Source organism: Cupriavidus sp. YR651 (genome assembly GCF_900101625.1).
Lineage (GTDB): Bacteria > Pseudomonadota > Gammaproteobacteria > Burkholderiales > Burkholderiaceae > Cupriavidus.
On record NZ_FMYZ01000003.1, the window covers coordinates 74,182 to 94,156 of the forward strand.

General features: G+C 63.1%; 14 protein-coding genes. 8 read left to right on the forward strand and 6 right to left on the reverse strand.

Going from position 1 to position 19,975, the window contains the following annotated elements; genetic code table 11:
* The first annotated feature begins 83 nt into the window (after positions 1–83).
* From BLR29_RS09970 to BLR29_RS09995, 5 genes are all read left to right on the forward strand, one after another.
* On the forward strand, positions 84–1,430 hold the full coding sequence (locus BLR29_RS09970) for a hypothetical protein (protein WP_092136812.1): 1,347 nt from the start codon (positions 84–86) through the stop codon (positions 1,428–1,430).
* Positions 1,431–2,403: 973 nt separating this feature from the next.
* On the forward strand, positions 2,404–3,141 hold the full coding sequence (locus BLR29_RS33200) for a TnsD family Tn7-like transposition protein (protein WP_369804592.1): 738 nt from the start codon (positions 2,404–2,406) through the stop codon (positions 3,139–3,141).
* Positions 3,142–3,148: 7 nt separating this feature from the next.
* A complete protein-coding gene (locus BLR29_RS09985) occupies positions 3,149–4,744 on the forward strand; it encodes a hypothetical protein (RefSeq protein ID WP_143018440.1) in 1,596 nt (531 codons plus the stop codon).
* Positions 4,741–5,553 carry a PDDEXK family nuclease gene (locus BLR29_RS09990; RefSeq protein WP_092136816.1) on the forward strand — a complete coding sequence of 271 codons (813 nt, stop codon included), beginning with the start codon at positions 4,741–4,743 and terminating at the stop codon, positions 5,551–5,553. The genes BLR29_RS09985 and BLR29_RS09990 overlap by 4 nt, the downstream gene beginning before the upstream one ends.
* Positions 5,546–7,819, forward strand: coding sequence for a hypothetical protein (locus tag BLR29_RS09995; RefSeq protein WP_092136817.1), 2,274 nt, complete (start codon positions 5,546–5,548; stop codon positions 7,817–7,819). The genes BLR29_RS09990 and BLR29_RS09995 overlap by 8 nt, the downstream gene beginning before the upstream one ends.
* A gap of 918 nt (positions 7,820–8,737) precedes the next feature.
* On the opposite strand, the gene BLR29_RS10000 is transcribed toward BLR29_RS09995, so the two are convergent.
* From BLR29_RS10000 to BLR29_RS10015, 4 genes are all read right to left on the reverse strand, one after another.
* Positions 8,738–10,312: an ATP-binding protein gene (locus tag BLR29_RS10000; protein ID WP_143018441.1), complete on the reverse strand. Its 1,575-nt coding sequence runs from the start codon at positions 10,310–10,312 to the stop codon at positions 8,738–8,740.
* Positions 10,312–13,212 carry an ATP-binding protein gene (locus BLR29_RS10005; RefSeq protein ID WP_092136819.1) on the reverse strand — a complete coding sequence of 967 codons (2,901 nt, stop codon included), beginning with the start codon at positions 13,210–13,212 and terminating at the stop codon, positions 10,312–10,314. The genes BLR29_RS10000 and BLR29_RS10005 overlap by 1 nt, the downstream gene beginning before the upstream one ends.
* Before the next feature lie 232 nt (positions 13,213–13,444).
* On the reverse strand, positions 13,445–14,149 hold the full coding sequence (locus BLR29_RS10010) for a YoaK family protein (RefSeq protein ID WP_092136820.1): 705 nt from the start codon (positions 14,147–14,149) through the stop codon (positions 13,445–13,447).
* Between the two features lie 85 nt (positions 14,150–14,234).
* Complete coding sequence (locus BLR29_RS10015; protein WP_092136821.1) at positions 14,235–15,191, reverse strand: GlxA family transcriptional regulator; 957 nt, start codon at positions 15,189–15,191, stop codon at positions 14,235–14,237.
* 430 nt (positions 15,192–15,621) lie between these two features.
* Between BLR29_RS10015 and BLR29_RS10020 the strand changes: the two genes are divergently transcribed.
* Both BLR29_RS10020 and BLR29_RS10025 read left to right on the forward strand, forming a co-directional pair.
* A complete protein-coding gene (locus tag BLR29_RS10020) occupies positions 15,622–16,527 on the forward strand; it encodes an SLAC1 anion channel family protein (protein WP_255371209.1) in 906 nt (301 codons plus the stop codon).
* 134 nt (positions 16,528–16,661) lie between these two features.
* A complete protein-coding gene (locus tag BLR29_RS10025) occupies positions 16,662–17,456 on the forward strand; it encodes an alpha/beta fold hydrolase (RefSeq protein ID WP_092136823.1) in 795 nt (264 codons plus the stop codon).
* 130 nt (positions 17,457–17,586) lie between these two features.
* Here the strand turns inward: BLR29_RS10025 and BLR29_RS10030 are convergent, their stop codons facing one another.
* On the reverse strand, positions 17,587–17,910 hold the full coding sequence (locus BLR29_RS10030) for a hypothetical protein (protein WP_092136824.1): 324 nt from the start codon (positions 17,908–17,910) through the stop codon (positions 17,587–17,589).
* Between the two features lie 273 nt (positions 17,911–18,183).
* Positions 18,184–18,636, reverse strand: a complete 453-nt coding sequence (locus BLR29_RS10035) for a polyhydroxyalkanoate granule-associated phasin (RefSeq protein ID WP_092136825.1) — start codon at positions 18,634–18,636, stop codon at positions 18,184–18,186.
* 366 nt (positions 18,637–19,002) lie between these two features.
* Between BLR29_RS10035 and BLR29_RS10040 the strand changes: the two genes are divergently transcribed.
* Positions 19,003–19,929, forward strand: coding sequence for a LysR family transcriptional regulator (locus BLR29_RS10040; RefSeq protein ID WP_092136826.1), 927 nt, complete (start codon positions 19,003–19,005; stop codon positions 19,927–19,929).
* Positions 19,930–19,975 lie beyond the last annotated feature (46 nt).

Genomic DNA, 19,975 nt, shown 5'->3' on the forward strand with positions numbered 1-19,975 from the left:
CTCGTCCGTGGGAAGTCTGGCCATGCCAGTCAGCCCTGGATGCGGCCGCCTATCGCTCGTTCATTCAGTCATTTCCAGGAAAGATGACCATCGATATGGAAGTCTTGGATGCCATCGCGCAGCCCACGAATTCACTTGTTGTTGCCAGCGCGCCGGACGCCAATGCAGTTCGCCAGCCCAACGCGTTTCTTGCGCAGGTCAGACCATTCCCAACGGAGAGGAAGCCTCGCTACGACGCCCTATATAGCAACGGGCGGGTAGGAATGAGTAGCGTACTAGAGGACGTATGCGAAAGACAGGACGACTCGGAATTCTTTCATCCTAGCGAAGAGCACATGTTGACCGCTCGCATCGTTGTAGGCGCAGTGCGTGATGCATACACACGTAAGGACCCCTCGACTCCAGAGTTTGCGGGGCGTTTGGCGCTCCAAGCCCGCTATCTTCAGTCGCCGGGCATTGACCCGTTCCCCAAAGCGGACGTAGCTGGCCTTTGCACTGTTATCGCCGGGCCGCCGGGAATTGGAAAGGGAGCGTTCCGCCGACGCATCCGGGCCTACCTCGGCGAACAGCCGGTCCCGCACAAGAACCCTTCCCCTGCGACTCACTTCGTATGGCAAATGAAATACCTCGAGATGCCGTTCCCGAGCAACATGAAGGTGGAGAGCTTAATCTCGCAGTTGTTGATGCACATGGACGCACGAGTCCGTGGGGTCGCGTTCAAGGATTCCCAACGTCAAGCAGCGAAAAGTAATCTGGCCAGGCTTCGCCTTTTTACTCACGCCGGCATGGTGGGGCTTGGTCTGCTCTATATGTATGACCTGGACGGCAGCAAGCTGAGTCGCCGGCCCGCCGCGGAATGCCTAGATTTCCTGTGCGAGTTCGCCGAGTACACAGGCGTTCCGGTTGTCTGTTCTTCCACCTACTCAATCTTCGGCGTACTGGACGGCTCTTCAGGAGGTGCCATAACCCTTGCCAATGGCGGAGTGCGCCGCTTCGACTACATGCGTCTCGATTCGGACTGGCGCAATCTCGTGAATGGTTTCCTGATGCAATACAAACTCACAGTCGGGTCGACCAACATTGCCTTTGCGGCCGACAAGGCGATTCCCGAGAGGCTCATGCCCGCTGAGCGGGCCTTTGTTGAGTCAGTGTCATGGTTCGAGGGATGTCTCATGGTCGAAACGCTCGGGCTCCCGGAGCTGTTGTTCACATTCCTCGGATTTCTTTGGCAAGTACTGTCCAAGAAGAATGCCAACAGAACTGTTATCGAGAAAGGAGACTTTGATTTCGCTGCGGCCCAGTACCGAAAGGGCAGTGGACTTCTACGAGCGAACCTGTTCATTTTGCTTACCAAGGAGCGATGCTCGCAGGTAGAAGTCAATCGGTTCCCGGACTGGATAACTCCTGAACAGCGGGGAGAGAAGTGGTGACCATACTGAAAACTGGAGGTCGCTGATGCTCCCGACCATCCGACGGCTTTGTTGTGCGATGCCTGGGGAAGATGTCCATAGCTTGATTAGGCGTAACGCACTGATGTCGGGGTTTTTGTCCGACAGAGCGTTCATCAAGGCAATGCAAGCCTATGTCCAGCATGACCTTCGCGCGCTTCCGAAGTTCCTGCCTCAGTTCTGCTCGGGTGTGGACAACGCATATGGCACACCAATGGAGGTTCTTCTCGGAAGGAGCCTTCTTCCGTACTACGGGAGTGTGTTGACAGCCGAAGCGTATCAACGCTTATTGACCCGTATCCTGGAAGCTGCGCCTGGAGTTGGACGCCCGACGCGTCTTCCGCTCATCGGCTCAACGTCTCTCTTCGCGGAACCTCATTGTGCGCAATGCGATAGCCATTCAGAACGCCTCTGCGGAATGGCTGTCGTGATGAGCATCCACTTGCCAGAATTCGTTACGCATTGCGGCGAACATGGTCTGGCATTGACGAGTGCATCCGGGTCGGCCACGTATCACACAGCTGTGCAGATGCCCCCCACTGAGGTGCGAGAAAGGAATGCACACGAGTTCTCCGTTAGGAGTTCTCAATTGCTAAGGGAAGAATTCACCCCCGGCGCCCGCCTCGAACATCTGAAGGGTCGCCTTCTAGCCCACGGATTCTGCACGAAGGCGGGCAGATATCGTTTGCAAGCAATCACGGAGGCGACAGCGGATGCCTTCGAGGGAGGCTTCATGGATTGTAGGCTGAGCGAGGTGGTTGCGAACGGACAGGCGGCGCAGCACGCAATAGCGGCATTGCGCCGAGAAGGCCGCCAGTTGCACCCGGTGTACTTCATTCTTCTCGATTGGGCCTTGGACCGTTGCTCGCCAAACAAGGTCGGTGTCGAACGGACTCCACGCAGGCCAGGACCATCGAAAGAGCTTCTCCATCAAGAGGTCGCGGCGGGGAAGTCCATGGACCAGATTGCTAAGGAGAACAATTTCTCTCCCTCAACAGTTGCCGTGTACGCGGATTTGTATTCCATACCGCGCGCTACGCTGCCTAGGCGCAAGACGGCTACGGTGACCGACGACGTCGTTGCGATGTTGTCTTCCCAGACACCCGAGAAGGTTGCCAGGCAGGTTGGGCTGTCGGAGGCAACGGTATGGCGAATCGGGCGTGCGGCCGGTGTTCAGCGATGCAGGTCGCTCGAAGACCTGCAACGCGAAGAGCGTGCACGAGAGGGACAGCGTCAGCGCTGGCTTGATGAGTGCCTCACCCATCAGGCATGGGGAAGGAATCAGTTTCGAGAAGGCGTTCCTCTTGTGTGGAAATGGCTTTACCGCGATGACCCCGTCTGGTTGGACATGCATTCGCCACCGAGAAGGCGCTCAAGTGGCGCAGGTTCCAGGCTGTCGTTGGAGATGACAAAGCTGTTAGTCGCACCGGCCTTGGCCGCGGCGCACTCGTTAGACCGACGTTCTGACCGACCGTTGCGCAGGTCTGAACGCCGTATGTCAGAAGCAATGGGTCTGACCCCCTATGAGTTTGTGCGGCTGACGAAGCTTGAATCCAGCGTGAGAGAACTCGTCGATACCAGAGGCGCTTTCGTCCGGCGTCGTCTCAGATGGTCGGCGCGCACACTTCGCGCTGCCGCACGCACTGCACGGTGGCGAATTGTCAAGAAGGCCTGCATCGCCACGAGGAAATAGACACTAGATGCTAGATAACCAGTTCATGCCGGCTATACAACAAGCAGAGCCGGTTCCGCATTTCCTGCATCGCTTGTTCATGCATATCGACAAAGAGGTTAAGGCGCAACTAATCCAAACCGTAAATGGTCATCCAAACGCCAGACGTACGTCATGGGTTTTGCCAATCAATCTGAGTGGTCTCGCAAAAATCCTTGGAACGGGGTGGTGCGGAAATATGCTCATGCGTCAGCATAGTCTTGCGCCACTCTTTCATGCGTTCCTCGATGCAAAGACATCGGAAGATTTCCGAGAGCTGGTCGAGCATGGAAAAGGGGAAGAAGCGTACATGAACGCGAAGCCTGCTATGCATATGGGATTTTCCTGGTCAGCCGCATACTGTCCCACATGCATCAGAAGCGGCGAAGCTGGCATCCCAATTGTCAGGCGAACCCATCTGTTTTCAGGGCTGGCCGCTTGTCATAAGCATGGCGAAGCGCTGATTGAGTTTTGCAAAGTGTGCGCTTATCGGTATAGAAACTCGGCCTGGAAACTGCTGATGCGCGACCGATGTGCTTGTGGGGGACCGTTGCGCTCCCGAGCAGAAGGGCTAAAGGATGTTGAGCTAGAACAGGACATAAAGCTTGCGCGAGTGATAAGAGGACTTCTCGACAATGACATGACGAAGTCTATCGGGACTACCCTCGCCATTCATATGCAACGAAACGCAGCCAAACTCGGAATTCTGAGAATGAAATGGAGTGCACAACTTCTGCGCGAATTCATGAACGACAAACTAGGTAGCCAATTTGTAGAGCGGCACCGCATCCAGGTATCGGACCAAAGTCAATTCTATAAGAGACTATACCTCGGAGAGCCGGTTCAAAAACCGGTGACGGGGAGCGCACTAATTCTTGCGCTGTTCGGTGATGAATTTTCGCTGCATCGGTTGAACGAAGGAGTCGAGGCAATCCCTCAGGAAAGGGCTCAACGAGGAAGGCAAGATTGGGAGGTTGAGGCGGAACGGACAGGTCTGGTAGCGCTCGGTACGAAGACCGTAACCGTCGCGGAGTTCACGCCGTATTGTCGCGAGCGTTTGAGAGCAATGATGGAACGATATCCCAACGCCTTGCGGAATGAGGTTCTGGTGCGGCTTCGTCCCAGAGTGCAGCGGTGGCTGCGAGGACACGACGTGGCATATCTCGATAGCGTGCTCCCCTCAAAGCTGAATTTCCGCGGCCCAATCCGCTGGACAGAGTCCGTTGATGCCTCCTTGGTGAAACACATGAGAGAACAGCACAGGATACTTTGGATGTCGCAGGGGGAACGCCCGTTTCGCGTCTCATTTTTCTTGCTTATCGCAGGGTTTCCTGGGGCGAGTGGGCGGAGATGGAGGCACGTTGGCCTACCGCTTTCGAAGGCCGTAAGGCTCGAACTTGAAGAGACCCGGGAACAATTCCGGCAACGAATACTATGCCGATACTGGTTAGCTCGAGGATATTTTGCAGACGCTGAAGCAGCGATGTCGAGGATTCGGATGCTCTCGGACAATGAGGTTCGGACCGGCATTAAATGCGAGGCCACGCTGCTCCGTAGCCGCGCTGCTTCCAGGAGGGGGAAATGAACCTCAGGCGCCTAATGGCTTTCCCCGGTCAGTTGCGTTGGCCTCTCAATCTGCCATCAGTCGACCCGTGGGAGATTGAAGCGGGCGAGGAGTACCAGCCGTTTCTCCGCGCAAGAGATGTGATGGGAAAGAAAACCGAGTACATCGTCAGCGACAATCCTTTTGCCAAGTATGGGACTGGAGCCGTTCCGGCGCATGCTGGGCAGGAGCAGCGCATCCAGTTGGCGGCATTCTTCTGTCCCCATGTGCTGGACATTCGGTCGCAGTATTACTACGGCGACGAGGAGACCGACCGACTTCTTGTCATCAGAGCGATAACGGACAGAAATCAGCTGCCCACACTGGACCTCATGCTTACCGTCCTGTGTCCATGGACGCGGCGAGTCGTCTACCACGCCATCAATGTGAAGCCGAAGAAGATGCAAAGGGGAAAGCCGTTCAAGAATCGCGTTGCGCGTGATTTGGCCTTCTGCAATCGATGGGGTTTCACGTACGAGGTCCTCAGCCAGGAAGAGTTCCCCAAGGTCGAGCTCGGGAACCACTGGGCTCTATTTAGCCGACTACGGTTTCAGAACCGAGATGCCGTCCACCGCCCCGCGTGGGAATTCTCGCGCCTGCTCAACTCCTCAACGGCATCCGGTACTGCCGACAGAGTTTTGGGCATGGTGGGTCGACGGTATGGTGTGGGCCTGGACGACAGCCATCGTCTATTCGCGGCCGCGGTCTTCTTCGGCTTCATTCGCCTGGACATGCGTCACAAGTTCCAGTCCCACAAAGAACTGGTGCTCCTGAGAGATAGCCATGGCTGACGAAAAAATGACGGTGTTCGATACGCCCGAGAGCGATGACATTGCTTATCGGCCCTATAACCGAGGGGCGCTTTTGCGGATGGCGGAGAAGGGGCGCAAGTACTCGTATTGGCGGTACCTCGGTTACTGGGAGGAGTCCGACGAAATATTTATGCTCAAGGTGATTCCAGGAGAGCGCCCGAAAACCAGCAAGCTACCGCGGTCTTGGAGACGGTTCGAGCTGCAGGGACGGTTTGGAGTGGATGTGATAGAGGTCCCTGATATCGTGCGGCCTAAGTACATGGACGTCCCGCTGGGAACGCTAACTCATGATGAGGCGCAAAAGATTCGGCGCCAAATCGTCACCCGTCTCGCCCCAATACGAAACCTGGTAAGCAAAAAGAACTTCATGGCGGTCGTTGCCGACTCCGACACCAGGACTGCCCTTGTCAAGGCAGCGGTGGTGCAGAGTGGCATGGATGAGTCAACGCTGCGAAAGCGACTCACCGCCTATTGGTGGTACGGATGCAATCGTAGCGGAATGATGCCCCTGAAGAGAGGAGGGGAAGGCAAGAAGCGCAGGAAGTTCGGAGGAAAGAAGACGGGGCCCAAGCCAGCCGGATACCTCGATTCTGGTGCCGCGATTGACCTCGGTGTTCAGATGAACCCGTTGCTCTACGCAAGAATGGCGCGAGCGGTGCAAGCGTACGTGATTGACAAAGACATGTCTTACGACGAGGCCTATGACGAGTACTTGGACAATGACTGCTTCGCGACCACGACAGTGAATGGTGAGACTGTCGAGGCGCCTTGGGATAGAAGGCGGGCAGGGAGCCTGTATCAGTTTCGTCGAGTTTGCCAAGAGGTTCTCCAAGATATCCGTAACCGAAAGGCGAAGGTCGGTAAAGAGGATGCTGACAACGACTTCACGCCCAGGCGCGGTCATGCGACGGACCTGCTGGACCATTCGAAACAGATTCTCGTCTTGGATGGTGTGACCTTGCCCGTGTACCTCATACGGGATGCTATCTCCTGCATACCGATGGGCCTCGCCAACGGACTGGCGGGAGTTTGCCTGGCGAGCGGCGCGCTTGCTGCCATGCATGTCTGGCCCAATGCGGAAAGCGGTGATGCCTATCGCTACTGCATCTTCAACGCTATGAGCGACAAGAAGAAGATTGCGGAAGAGAATGGCCTCGTGTCGACAGACGGTCTACCGAGAGGATACTGGGACGCGATTCTGGTTGATGGCGGTCCTGCCATGAGCGAGTCCATGTTGGAGACCGTCGTTAAGTCGCTCGGTATGAGCCGAGAACGTGTGAGAGGCTACACAGGCAAAGCGAAGGGAACGATTGAGAGCTTCAATGCGTATTTGAAAAAAGAGCTCGACAAGTATCCGGGGTCGTACACCCGAAAAATCCGTACACGGGACAGGCAAAAGCGGAAGGACGCCGCCGACAAGGCCTTGCTGACGCTCGCTGAGCTGCGTCAATGCGTCTGGCTTGCCATCGATAAGCTCAATATGGAATCCGAAGCGCTCGAGTACTACACCACCGAGATGCGCAATGCGACGAAACCAGAGGTCTTGCCTGTCCGAGCGGACATGATGAGATATATCCAACGCATTCGTCGCGGAGATGCCGCACCGGACTGGAGTGAAGATGAACTCCTGCTGAGGGTCTTGCCATTCAGGCAATGCGCTAACCGAGAAGGCTTCATTCACATCGGGACAACAACCTACACGAGTGAGAACCTGCAGAAGTCGTGGAAGCCAAAAGTTGCTCGCAATAACCACAAGCAAAACCCCAAGATTTGGGTATGCCAGCTACCGGGGACCACGAATTTCCTTGTGTGGAGAAAGAATGACGGAAGCATTGAGTATCTTCACATCTCTGAGCGCGACGCAAATCGCTACGGAAACATGACGCCTCAAGAGCAGAAGCTTGTGGCCCGGCCTACAGACCTCGGCAAGGCAGCGAAAAGCCGAAAACGGACGAACCCTAACAGGCGAGTCCGCAACGATGTCTATAAGCGAATCGAAGCGCAAGCCAAGCGCCGGATTGGCGATAGGTTACCAATGATGGCTACTATGGGTATCGCAGAGAACAAGAGACAAGCTATCGTGGAGTCCGACAAGGAACTCGGTAAGCAGCTACTCGGGGTGTTGGCGCAGAATCAATCCCTGCCGGCGGTAAGCGTCGATAAGCTGATGGAGCCCATTGTGGTGCAGGTCTATGACGAGCACGAAGACAACACCGACCTCTTTGAGGCGAACTTCAGGGCCTGAGTTTGTCGCTGGAACTTCAGGCGTCGGGTAGTCCCGCCATTCCGATGGCATGTCGGCGCAGCAACATGACGCGCGGGGGTGCCGATGCCCTAGACGTGGCTCACGTTCGCCCAGGCGCGGAAATAGTAGATAAATATAAGAGTGGAAAAGAGTGGATTCCAGCAGCTCGCGTCGTCGTTGGTTTGCCACGCGAGTGCTTGAAGATACTCATAGTCTGAGTGTCTGCTCAAGTATCCGCTCATTCCGGCTGAAATCCGCTCAATCTGAGCGGATTTCAGCCGGAATGAGCGGATTGGACCCGGACGTCGCCCTGGCAGCCCATCTCTCGGCCCCCGAAGCGGAGCGGTTAGGGAGCTGAGCTGTTGGAAGGCGGGTGGCGGATAAGAGGCAAGCGCCAAAAGTCATTGAGTTACAATGGGTTACGGCGCGATTGGCGTTTAGTAATGCGAAGAAGTGCTCAAAAAAAACTACGCCACCATAGGGGGAGGGTAGATACCCCAGAAAATTGCACGCTCCGCTGTCAAGGGTTCGTGTAACGTGTTGATTGGAAAGGGACTCTGGACTTCATTGCGCGTACTAATGCGGCGATTGGCGTTTTGTAATGCTTAGGGCCACCATGGCCGGTCACTGAACCCCGCGAGCGCCACAAGCGCCGCGGGGTTTTTTACTTGGAGGTTCGCCAAAGCGTTGGTGCGGGACCAACGCTTTGGGCGAAGGTGGTGGGTTGCTCGCCATCGCGACGCATCGCCAGGCGCCATTTCCAGCCGTTTTTGCGGCGACGGGCGCACCTCCGGCCGCGTAGTGCCGATGGCATGGCCCTTGCGCTAGGGAATCAACCCGCGCACCGGATTGGCGGACAGCATCATCGGAAAGGAGCCAGGCGTGAACACCAAGCAGCTTGCCTACGTCATCGTCGTGTTATTGACCATGCTTGCCGTCGCATTTCTCGCGGGCAACATTGAACCGTCTTTGCTGTCGCTCGACCTCGATGCGCCTTGAAGGCATGCGCGCCAGCCACGCCGCCAGGCGCGTGCGCACGGCGGCGTATTCGCCGCTGGCATCGAGTTTCTCCGCGGCATAGGCGCGCGTCATCGGCGACAGCCAGTATTGCGGTTCCCCCGTTTCCCCTGTCGACGGCGTCGCTGACACCAGCGAGCGTGTCGTCAGCGACGCCAGCAGGGACGCCACCTGGTGTTCGCTCACCATGTCATCCACCACCACGGCACGCACGCAAGCCAGCCGGAACGATCCCGCCAGGACTGACAGCCGTCGCAACGTAATCTGCTCCAGCGCCGACAATCGTGAGTAACTCCAGTCGAGCGACGCCCGCAGCGAGCGTTGCCGGCGCTGCACGCAACGACGCCGTGCATCAAGCAGCGCAAATCGTTCGTCGATCTGGTCCAGCAGGCCGAGCACGCCGAACGCACCCACACAGCCCGCCGCCAGTTCGATGGCCAGGGGCACGCCGTCGAGCCGCCGGCATAACGTCGCCACCACGGCGGCATCGCGATCGCTCAGCACGAACGCGGCGGCGCTGGCCTGCGCGCGCGTCACGAACAGCTGCACCGATGGGTACGTCAGGGCCTGTGCGGCAGTGAAAACCGCATCTTCCGGCGGAACGCCCAGCGGCGGCAGGCAGACGGTCTGCTCGCCGGAGACACCCAGTACCTCGCGGCTGGTCGCCAGCACCGCAATGTCCGGCGCGTTGGCCAGTGACATGACAAGCCGGGCGACGTCGTCGCGTGCCGACTCGCAACTGTCCAGCACCAGGAGCATGCGGCGCCCGGCGAGGGCCGCCGCCAGCGACTCGGGGTGGCCGCCATGGCCGGCATGTCCGTCAGGGATGCCCAGCGCGGCGCCCACCATCGCGGTCACTGACGTGCCCTCCGGCAGCGCGGCCAGATCGACGAAGCACACGCCATCGGGATACAGGGGCTGCAGGCTTTCCGCCGTCGCCAGCGCCACCGTGGTTTTGCCGATGCCGCCCACGCCGACGACGCTCACCACGCGGGCATGCGCCAGTTGCTCGCGGAGGCCGGCGACATCCGCGTCGCGGCCGATCATCGTTGCGATGCGTCGCGGCAGCGGCCGAGGGGCCATCCCCGCCATCGCCGCGATCCCCGCCGACATCGCGGGCGCGGCGCGACTGCCGACGCCTTCGACCGCGCCCGCGTAGCGATAGCCGCGTCCCGGCACGGTCACGATGGCCGCGGCGCGGTCGCCCAGCGTGCGGCGCAACTGGGCAATCTGCACGCGCAGGCTGCTTTCCTCGACGATCATGCGAGGCCATGCCACGGCCGTCAGTTCATCGCGAGAGATCACCTCGCCGGCGCGCTGCACCAGCGCAGACAGGATGTCGAATGCGCGGCTGCCCAGCAGCACGGGCACGCCGTCCGCCATCAACTGGCGACGGGCCGGCCACAGCGTGAATGCGCCGAAGCGAAACGCGTGCTCCGCATCCGCATTGGCGGACGGCGTCGTCGTCTTCGCCATCAGCGGCCCTCCACCAACGCCGCCGATGCCGCCGATGCTGCCGACGCATCGCGCATGGCCGATGCCGCCGCCTCGCACGTGGCCAGCAGCGCCCGTGCCGCACGGTAGTCCGCCGTGTCATGGCCTTCCGTCACGCGCGTGCAGGTGTGAGCGAGGACGTCGGCGGCGTGGCTGGCATCGCCTTGCTCCAGCCGAACGCGGGCCAGGCTGGTTGCGGCGCGCAACTCCCACGCCAGCGCGCCCTGCTGGCGGGCCAGCGCGATCACCTCGGCAAACGTCGCGGCCGCCATCACGCGGCCTGCCGTCGTGTGGCGGCGCGGATCGGCCTCCGCCGCCACGCGCCGCACTTCGGCCATGCACCAGCCCGATACGCCGGACTGTGCACGGTCGATGGCAAGCGGTGTGAGGAACGTCGCGCCAAAGGTTGCGTAGAGATCGACCTGCTTGGCGCCCGTATGCGTGATGCGCGCCAGCAGGGCCTGCCGGCTTGCGTCGAGGCCGGGGGTATCCGCGTTGGCGTCGCGCAGCTTCAGCGCGGTGTCGAGCAATTCGACCCAGCCATGCCATGCCACCAGCGCGTGCCGTGCCGAATGCTCGCGCAGCCGCGTGGCGTAGCGGCACAGCGCGGCTTCGTCGCCGCGCCACAGCGCGATGGGGCATGCCGCGAAGGCCAGAGCTTGCGCCAGCGCCAGCGGCATGTCGTGCAGCGCGTCTTCCACGCATCGGTCGGCCATGGCGGCCGCGCGGTCGGCATGGCCTTCGAGCCACAGCGTGCGCGCCAGCACGATCTGCATGCAGACGCGCCGGCACACCAGCGCGGTGAGGTTGTCGACAGGCCGCGCCAGGCGGCTCGGGTGCGCGCGCACGCGTTCGGCCAGCCGACGCGCGGTGCCGTGGTGGCCCTGATAGTGATGCGCCAGCGCCAGCATGTGGTCAGCCCACAGGCGGGACATCGGATCGCTGTCGTGCGCGGCCAGCGCGCCCATCGATTCGGCGTGGCGTTGCCCACCGGCGTAGTCGCCCATCGCCAGCGCCAGCATGCCGACGCCGGTCAGCGCCTGCTGGCGCACACCGGCCTGCGGCAGCGCCACGGATGCGTCCAGCGCGCGGTCATAGGCCTCTTCCGCACCGGCGGCCAGGCCGCGTGTGTGGAAGATCAGCGTGCCCAGCGCCACGCGCAGCCGGGTGGTCAGCGTGGCGTCCAGCGTTGCGGCGCCGTCATCGGCCAGCGCCAGCGCGCGGGCGGCGTAGCCGCAGAATTCGTCGAGCCGCGACAGGAAGTAGGCGAGCGGCAGCGCGGCGATGATCAGCCGGGCACCCAGCTCGGCATCGCCATCGGCAGACAAGGCCCAGGTGATGGCGGCGCGCACGTCGTCGATGGCGACGCCATAGCGGCTGGCCCATTCGGCCTGCGTCAGTTCGGGTTCGTCCAGCCACGTCCTCATCAAGACGATGCGCCAGTGCATTGCATGGCGGGCCCGTAGCGCGCGCAACGCGCCGGCCTCCGCCAGCCGTTCGTGGGCATAGGCCCGCGTGGTGGCCAGCAACCGGTAGCGCACCACCGGTTCGCTGGCATCCGCGCTGACCAGTGACTTGGCCACCAGCGCGGCGATGCCGGCCTCGACGTCGCCGCGATCGAACCCGGGGTCGACCAGCACGGCCCGCGCCCATGCCAGCGTGAATTCGCCGTTGAAGATGGAGAGCCGCATCAGCGTCGTGCGTTCGCGCGCGGACAGGCCGTCGTAGCTCCAGTCCAGCAGGGCGCGCAGCGTGCGATGCCGCGGCAGCACGATGGCGCTGTTGTGGGCCAGCATCTGGAAGCGGTCCGACAGCAAGCGGCGCAGCGCCTGGATGCCGAAGGTGCTCACCTGCGCGGCCGCCAGTTCGATGGCCAGCGGCATGCCGTCGAGGCTCGCGCAGAGCTCCACCACGCCGGCGGCGTCGGCATCGGGCAACTGGAAGGTGTCGGCACTGTGAATGGCGCGCTCCACGAACAGCTGGATCGCGGCATAGCGCATGGCTTCGGTCGCATCGATCCGCGTGCGGGCCGCAGGCAGGGCCAGCGGCGGTACGCGCTGGACCCACTCGCCCTCGCATTGCAGCGGCTCGCGGCTGGTGACCAGCACGTGCACATCGGGCGCGGCCTGTTGCAGCTCCAGCACCAGCATGGCCACGGCATCGATCACGTGCTCGCAGCTGTCCAGCACCACCAGCATGCGTTTGTCGCGCAAGGCATCGACCAGCACCGGTGGCGCCGCCGCCCCGGCCGTCATGCCGAGCGTGGCCGCGAGCGCGCCGTTGACCAGTCCCGGGTCCGCGACGCGGCCCAGATCGACAAAGCGCACCCCATCGGCATAGGCCGGTAGCAGCCGCTCGGCCATGGCCAGCGCGATGGTGGTCTTGCCCATGCCACCGGGCCCGCACAGCGTCAGCAGCCGCCGCAGCGGCAGGCTCTGCGCCAGCGCGGCGATCAGGTCGTCGCGGCCGATCACGCGCGTCGCGCGCGCGGGCAGGTTGTGATGGGGGATGGCTGGCGCCGTGCCGGCCACGTCGACGCTGCCGTGACGGACCACCGGTGCCACAAAGCAGTAGCCACGGCCGGCCACGCTGGCGATATAGCGCACGCCGCCCTGGCCGTCGCCCAGCACCTTGCGCAGCGCGCCCATATGTACGCGCAAGGTCGCTTCTTCCGCATCGCCATCGGGCCACGCATAGGCGATCAGCTCGCTCTTGCTCACGACCTCGCCCGCGCGTTCGACCAGGGCTGCCAGGATGCCGCGGGCGCGGGCGCCCAGCCGCACCGGGCGGCCGCCATCCAGCAGCAGGCGCTGCGCAATGTGCAGTGTGAACGGGCCAAAGGCGACCGGTGGGTCAGCCTTGGCGGGGGCGGCTTGGCTCATGAGGCTTTCTCTTCGCCGGCGGGGGCGCGGGACGAAGCGCTATTCTGAATGGCCCGGTGACGATGAGCAAATCGTGCTCATCGAGGGTGACCACTGCATGACGATGGTGCACGGTGGATGGGTGAGCCAGCTGGCGCGTGCCGGCAGCCCTGTTGCACCGAAAACGGGCGCGGTGCTGGCGTGCGCGACACCTGCGCGCATGCCATGCAACGGGTTTCAGCGTGTGCGGCGATCAGCGGTTGCGCGCCGCGAGCACGACCAGGATGACCACCGGCGCGGCCAGGCAGACAAAGCCCAGGGTGGCATACGCAAATGCGCCGACCACCGCGCCGCATGCAAAGCCGGCCACGGCAGGCAACATCTTGCGCAACCGGGTGCGGGCTGCGTTCTGCTCCGCCGATGGAATGCCCGCGCCGTGAAGCGTGTGGACCAGATCGATCACGATCTGCGTGGTATTGCCCGTCATGATGGTCGTGGGGACATGGTCGGGCAGCACCAGCCGGGACTGCGCGTTTTGCACGCCCATCGCCGCCACGCCGAGCATGCCGGCCAGCAGGGCCAGTGGCGAGTCGGCCACTGTGATCGGCGCTGCCGCCAGACCGCAGGCCATGAAGCCGGTCAGCAACACGGCCTGCATCCAGAACAATGGGCGCACCGCCGGTAGCTGGCGCCGCTCGCACCGGGCCACCCACAGCGTGGTCAGCGCCACCGTGACCACAAACACCGGCAGGGCCAGCAGCTTGGCCAGCACGCCTTGCGACGCGCTGACCAATTCCACGCCAAGCATCACGAAGTTGCCGGTCACGTGTGCGGTGAACAGGCCGAACAGCGCGATGAAGCCCACCACGTCGACGTAGCCCGCCAGGAAGGCGAGGCAGGTGCCCTGGACGACGGCGGAAGGTGTGGAGACGACAGGACGGACGTCGGCGGTAGTCATGGGGGCGCGACAGGTTGACCGGAGTGCGACGAGCGTAGCACGGCCGGGTGGCGCTGTTCAGGCACCGCTGCCAAGGCCCCGCCGTTCAGGCCCCGCGAAAGCGCGCGCGGTAGTCCGCCGGGGACACGTTCAACTGCCGCAGGAACGCGCGGCGCATGCCGTTGGGGTCGCTGAAGCCGGTCAGGGAGGCCACGCGCTTGAGCGGGTTGCGGGTTTCCTCCAGCAGCCGCCGCGCGGCTTCGACGCGTGAGCTTTCGACGAACTCCGCTGGCGTGACCAGCGACTCGCGCTTGAAGATGCGCGCGAAGTTGCGCGTGCTCATGCCGGCGCGCGCCGCCAGGCCGTCCACGGTCAAGGGCTGGTTCAGGTTCTCCAGGATCCAGTTCTGCACGTCGCGGATACCGCCTTTCTGCGCGACTTGCGCGGCCAGGTGCGCACTGAATTGCGACTGGCCACCGGGCCGCTTCAGGAACATCACGAATTCGCGCGCCACCTTGAGCGCGATGGCGCGGCCGAAGTCTTCCTCCACCATCGCCAGCGCCAGGTCCAGCCCGGCCGTCACGCCCGCCGACGTGTAGAGATTGCCGTCCTTGACGTAGATCTGGTCGGGCTCCACACGCACGCCCGGAAACTGGCCGGCAAGCCTGGCGGTGCTGTTCCAGTGGGTGGTGACGCGCTTGCCTTCCAGCAGGCCGGCGTTGGCCAGCAGTAGCGCGCCCGAACACACCGAGCCCAGGCGCCGCACCGAGCGCGCATAGCGATGCAGCCAGGCGCGAATCGCCGGGTCCTGTTCGATCAGGCGTACCTCGGGGCTGCCCGCGATCAGCAGCGTGTCGATATCGGGGCTGCTGGTATCCAGCGTGGTATCCGGCGTGATGCGCATGCCGTTGGAGGCCGTCAGCGGCCCGGATACGGGCGATACGATCTCGAATTCATAGGCATCGGGGTTGCCGGCCTGGCGCGCGGCTTCGGCAAAGACATCGATGGGACCCACCAGATCGAGCATCTGGACCTGGGGAAAAGCAAGCACGGCAATCTTCATGGCAATACAGGCGGCGGGGGGTGCCGCGGCACAACGGGTGTCGATGGCCGGATTCTAGGCAATCAGGCAGCTTCTGCCAGCCCGTCTGGCCGAACATGCCGCCGCGTTGGCCGGCTTTGCGATGTCAGCAGGGTGGACAAGGCCGCACATGGCGGCATGGCCAACGAGGTTGGCCGAATCTGCACCATTGGCGAGGTTTCGGTCAGCCCCGGCGCTGACCATACTGCGATCACCCACCCACCTGATCGAGGGCAACATGAACATCGCCGCGCTTCCGTCCACCGCCGCCGCCTCCGTCTCCGCCACCACTGCCTCCGCCGCCTCCGTCTCCGCCACCACTGCCTCCGCCGCTTCCGTCTCCACCGCCACCGGCTCCGCCGCGCAACGCGGGTCGGTGCGGCATCTTCCCGTCAACCTGTTCGGCGCCGTGATGGGCTTGTCGGGGCTCTCGCTGGCCTGGCGCGGCGCCCACCAGCTGTTCGGGGTCGATCCGCGCGTGGCGCAGGGCATCGGCATCGTCGCCATCGTCACCTTTCTCCTGCTAGCAGGGGGCTACCTGGTGAAGTGGGCGCGCTATCCGGCCGCTGTGCAGGCCGAGTTTCGTCATCCGATCGCGGGCAACTTCTTCGGCACCATCACCATCGCCATCCTGCTGCTGTCGTCGATCGTCGGCGCCTACAGCGAGATGGCGGGGCAGGTCATCTGGACGACGGGCGCGCTGGCCACGGTGGCGCTGACGTTCGTGATCGCCCACCGGCTGCTGCAGGGGCGCGTGGACCCGACGCATGCCGCGCCGGCCTGGCTGATCCCCGGCGTGGCCACGCTGGATATCGCCGTGGCCGGCGGCACCATGCCGATGGCGTGGGCGCACGAGGCCAACCTGTTCGCGGTCGCCGTCGGCACGGTGATGGCGCTGGTGTTCTTCGTGATGATCGTTTCACGCGTGGTGCACCATGAGCCGCTGCCGGCCGGCATGGTGCCGTCGCTGATCATCCTGATCGCGCCGTTCGAGGTGGGCTTCCTGGCCTACGTGAACATGGTGCAGCACGTCGACATGTTCGCCGCCATGCTGTTCTACTTCGGCCTGTTCCTGTTCCTGGCCTTGTCGGCCAAGGTGTTCCGCAAGTCCATCCCGTTTGCCGCGTCGTGGTGGGCCATCAGCTTTCCGATGGCGGCGCTGGCCAACGCGGCGATCCGCTATGCGGGCCATGCGGATCACAACACCGTGCTCGATGGCATTGCCGGCCTGCTGCTGGCGGCGCTGACGGTTGCGATCGTGATCCTGTTCGTCCGCACGCTGCATCGCCTGTTCACCGGTCGGCTGCTCGTGGGCTGAGGCACATTCCATCCGATTCCCGTCGACTCGCCGCGCTCGTCACGCACGCCCGACGGCACTAATATCAATCTCGACGGCGCGATCCCTGACGCATTCGACTTCTCCTTCGCGTCGCCGGGAACCGGGGACGCAAAGTGCCAAACGTGACATCCGACGGGGTTTCGATTCACTACGAGGTCAAGGGCCAGGGTTCGCCCGTGCTTCTTCTGGCGGGGCTGGCGGGAGTGGGGGCATCCTGGGGTCCACAGATCGACCTGTTCGCCGGGCATCACCAGGTGATCGTGCCTGATCACCGCGGCACCGGCGCATCCGAGCGCACCGCACGCGACATGACGATTGCGCAGCACGCACGGGACATGGCGAGGGTCATCGAGGCGGTCGGATGCGGGCCGGTCCACGTGGTCGGGTCCTCGACCGGCGGCGCCATCGCGCAATGGCTGGCGATTCATCACCGCGAACGATTACGCAGCGCGACCATTGTCTCGTCGATTGCACGCGCGGATGCGTTCTACCGTCGCCAGTTCGACATGCGTCGACGCATGTTGACCGATTCCGGCCTGCGCGCGTCCACCGAGGCCAACGCACTATTCCTCTTCGATCCGAGATTCATGCGCCTGCACCCGGAGCGGGTGCAGGCGTGGGTAGACGCTACAGCGGCTGGCACATTCGATCCGGAGATCGGCTTTGCCCGCATCGACATGATCGTGGGGCACGACGCCTTCGAGGATCTTCCGTCGATCACGACGCCGACGCTGGTGCTGGTGGGCGAGCGCGACTTCTGCGCCCCGCCGCACTTCTCCGCGGAGCTTGCCGAGCGGATTCCGGGTGCCGAATTTGCCATCCTGGATGGTGGCCACTTCATCTTCCTGGAGCATCCCGAACGGCTGCACGACACGGTCGAGGCGTTCATCGCCAGGCACGAACGATGATCGGCCCTTGCTCCCCAAGCTTGCGATGACCAAAAAAAATCGCCCGGCGCGACGCCAATTGGTCGTGCCGGGCATATGCCGTTACCCGTCGATTGACGGATACGGCGCATCGCGATGTGACTGATCGTCGTTACGGCTTCTTCGCGCCGTCGGTGTAAGGATCGGGTTTGCCGGTCTTCGCGCCGTCGGTGTACGGATCAGGCTTGCCACTCTTGGCGCCATCCGTATAAGGGTCAGATTTTTTCGGCGCCAGGTCCGACCGTGTCGAGGTCTTGGCACCATCGGTGTAGGTGTCGAACTTGCCCGCCTTGGCGCCATCGGTGTATGGATCCGGCTTCCCTGCCTTGGCGCCCTGGGTGTATGGGTCAACCGGCTTTTGCTGCGCGTACGCCATGGGCATCGCCACGACGGCGGCGGCGGCAACAAACAGACTGGACAGTAGGGTCTTGCTCATAGGTACCTCGCGAGATGGGCGCAAGTGAGATGCCTGCTTCGACTGCGCCCCAACAAAGCCATCGGGCAGGCGGCTTGATACGAGTACTTCGCTACCTTCAAGGATAGACACTGCGGTGTCAGCTTCCTCGAACGACTTGGCCAGGATCGGCACGCATCCTGCATGCCGGCGGCGGTTGTGGCGGTGGCACCACGCCAGCCGCCGGACCTTGCAGAAGGTACTGTGTAAACGGATGCGCGCCGGCCTGCCGTTGACCGGTTTGAAGACTGTTTTTTAGTGCGCTTTGTTCTTGCGCGGCTGCGGAGTTTCGCGGACGGTCACGGCAGGCACGTCCACCACATCGCCACTGGCGGTGGCCACTGCGGCGATGTCCGGCATCACCGGCATCGCGGGCAGCAGTATCGGCACGCCAAGCAGGCGTCCCCAGGCATCGACCCACGCACGCTGGGAGGCGGCGCCCAGTTCGAGCATCGCCGTGGCGTAGTGCAGCGGGATCGACATCAGCGGCATCTGGCTGGTCCACTGCCGCGCATAGAACTCCTCTGGATCCTGCGGCATGAAGCACGCCGCCCAGTCGAACTGCGTCTCGTCGATCCAGGACTTGGCGAAATCCGAATTGAGACCCATCATCTTGCGCCAGTTATCAAGCAACTGATCGTCGAGCGCGCCAAAGGCCTGGAAGGTAAATGCTGGCATCGGCCACAGAGTCGGTGGAATGCTGTTCATGGTGGGAAGCTCCGGTTGAAACCTGTGGTGAGGAAAGGCTGCGGTGGGATCGGGCCGGCAAGTGGAACAGAATGACCGGGCGCGGTGATGACGGCATCACGCCAATCCATAGGGACCATGGCCACATGCTCATCCATACTCGCCCTGCGGTCAACCTGCGTATCGTCTGGTGAGCAGCGTCCGTCATATCGTCATGCACATGTCATCCGCACGTCATCCGCGAGGTTCCGCCACACGGGATCGACACTGATGATCCGGACGCGCAGGAGCCGTCACACGGATTTGCGATAGCACCCGACGGGGCGCGCGGCGCGCGGCCTTTTCGCCACAGGCACAATACCGGCTGGATTCGACGGGGGAGGGGAAATGGAACTGCGGCAACTGCGCTACTTTGTCCACGTGGTGGAGCTTGGCAGCATGGGGCAGGCGGCCCAGCGCCTGGGCGTGGTCACGTCGGCGCTGAGCCAGCAGATCAGCCGGCTGGAGAGCGAGCTGTCCACGCGGCTGCTGCAGCGTACCTCGAGCGGCGTGGTGCCTACGGACGCCGGGCTGGCGTTCTGGCGCCAGGCGCAACTGGCGCTGCGGCATGCGGACGATGCCGCGCGCGCCGCACGCACGGCGCGGCTGTCGGGCCATGTCAGCGTGGGCATGGCGCCGACCACGCTGGCCGTGCTGGGCCCGCCGTTCATGGTGGCCATGCGCGAGCGCTATCCGGACATCCGCCTGCATCTGGTGGAGAGCCTGTCCGGCAACCTGGCGACGATGATCGGCGCGCGCCAGCTCGATCTCGCCGTGCTGTTTCAGCTGGAGCCCAGCCAGCGCCGCAGCGTGACACCGCTGCTGGAAGAGCGCCTGTTCGTGATCGCCCGCCCGGATCAGCCGGGGCTGCCGGCCACGGATTCCGTCCGCCTGGATCAGCTTGGCGATCTGCCCCTGATCCTGCCCAGTGGTGCCCACGGGCTGCGCGCCGTGCTGAACGCGGCGCTCGCGCGCGGCCAGCGCCCGCTGAATGTGGTGGCCGAAATCGACGGACTGGCCGTGTTGATGGATGCCGTACGGGCGGGCCTGGGGGCCACGATCCAGCCCGGCGCCGCCGTGGCGCGCCATCTGGGCGATCCGCTCGCGCTGATCGAGATTGCCGACGCCGGGGTGCAACGCCCGAACCTGCTGGTCAGCCTGTCCGACGACGAACTGTCGCCCGCCGGCCTGGCGGCGCGCGGAGTGCTGGACACCGTGGCGCGCGGGCTGGTCACCGCCGGCCGGTGGCCGGGCGCGACCCTTCACAAATCCTGAAGACCTCCCGCCGCGGCGGGGCTGGTGTGCGCGGCAAGACCTCCGT

Bases quoted from the DNA above. Each gene is read 5' to 3' on its own strand.
- BLR29_RS09970 (WP_092136812.1), top strand. From the start codon at position 84: ATGACCATCGATATGGAAGTCTTGGATGCCATCGCGCAGCCCACGAAT.
- BLR29_RS33200 (WP_369804592.1), top strand. From the start codon at position 2,404: ATGGACCAGATTGCTAAGGAGAACAATTTCTCTCCCTCAACAGTTGCC.
- BLR29_RS09985 (WP_143018440.1), top strand. From the start codon at position 3,149: ATGCTAGATAACCAGTTCATGCCGGCTATACAACAAGCAGAGCCGGTT.
- BLR29_RS09990 (WP_092136816.1), top strand. From the start codon at position 4,741: ATGAACCTCAGGCGCCTAATGGCTTTCCCCGGTCAGTTGCGTTGGCCT.
- BLR29_RS09995 (WP_092136817.1), top strand. From the start codon at position 5,546: ATGGCTGACGAAAAAATGACGGTGTTCGATACGCCCGAGAGCGATGAC.
- BLR29_RS10000 (WP_143018441.1), bottom strand. From the start codon at position 10,312: ATGGCGAAGACGACGACGCCGTCCGCCAATGCGGATGCGGAGCACGCG.
- BLR29_RS10005 (WP_092136819.1), bottom strand. From the start codon at position 13,212: ATGAGCCAAGCCGCCCCCGCCAAGGCTGACCCACCGGTCGCCTTTGGC.
- BLR29_RS10010 (WP_092136820.1), bottom strand. From the start codon at position 14,149: ATGACTACCGCCGACGTCCGTCCTGTCGTCTCCACACCTTCCGCCGTC.
- BLR29_RS10015 (WP_092136821.1), bottom strand. From the start codon at position 15,191: ATGAAGATTGCCGTGCTTGCTTTTCCCCAGGTCCAGATGCTCGATCTG.
- BLR29_RS10020 (WP_255371209.1), top strand. From the start codon at position 15,622: ATGGGCTTGTCGGGGCTCTCGCTGGCCTGGCGCGGCGCCCACCAGCTG.
- BLR29_RS10030 (WP_092136824.1), bottom strand. From the start codon at position 17,910: ATGAGCAAGACCCTACTGTCCAGTCTGTTTGTTGCCGCCGCCGCCGTC.
- BLR29_RS10035 (WP_092136825.1), bottom strand. From the start codon at position 18,636: ATGAACAGCATTCCACCGACTCTGTGGCCGATGCCAGCATTTACCTTC.
- BLR29_RS10040 (WP_092136826.1), top strand. From the start codon at position 19,003: ATGGAACTGCGGCAACTGCGCTACTTTGTCCACGTGGTGGAGCTTGGC.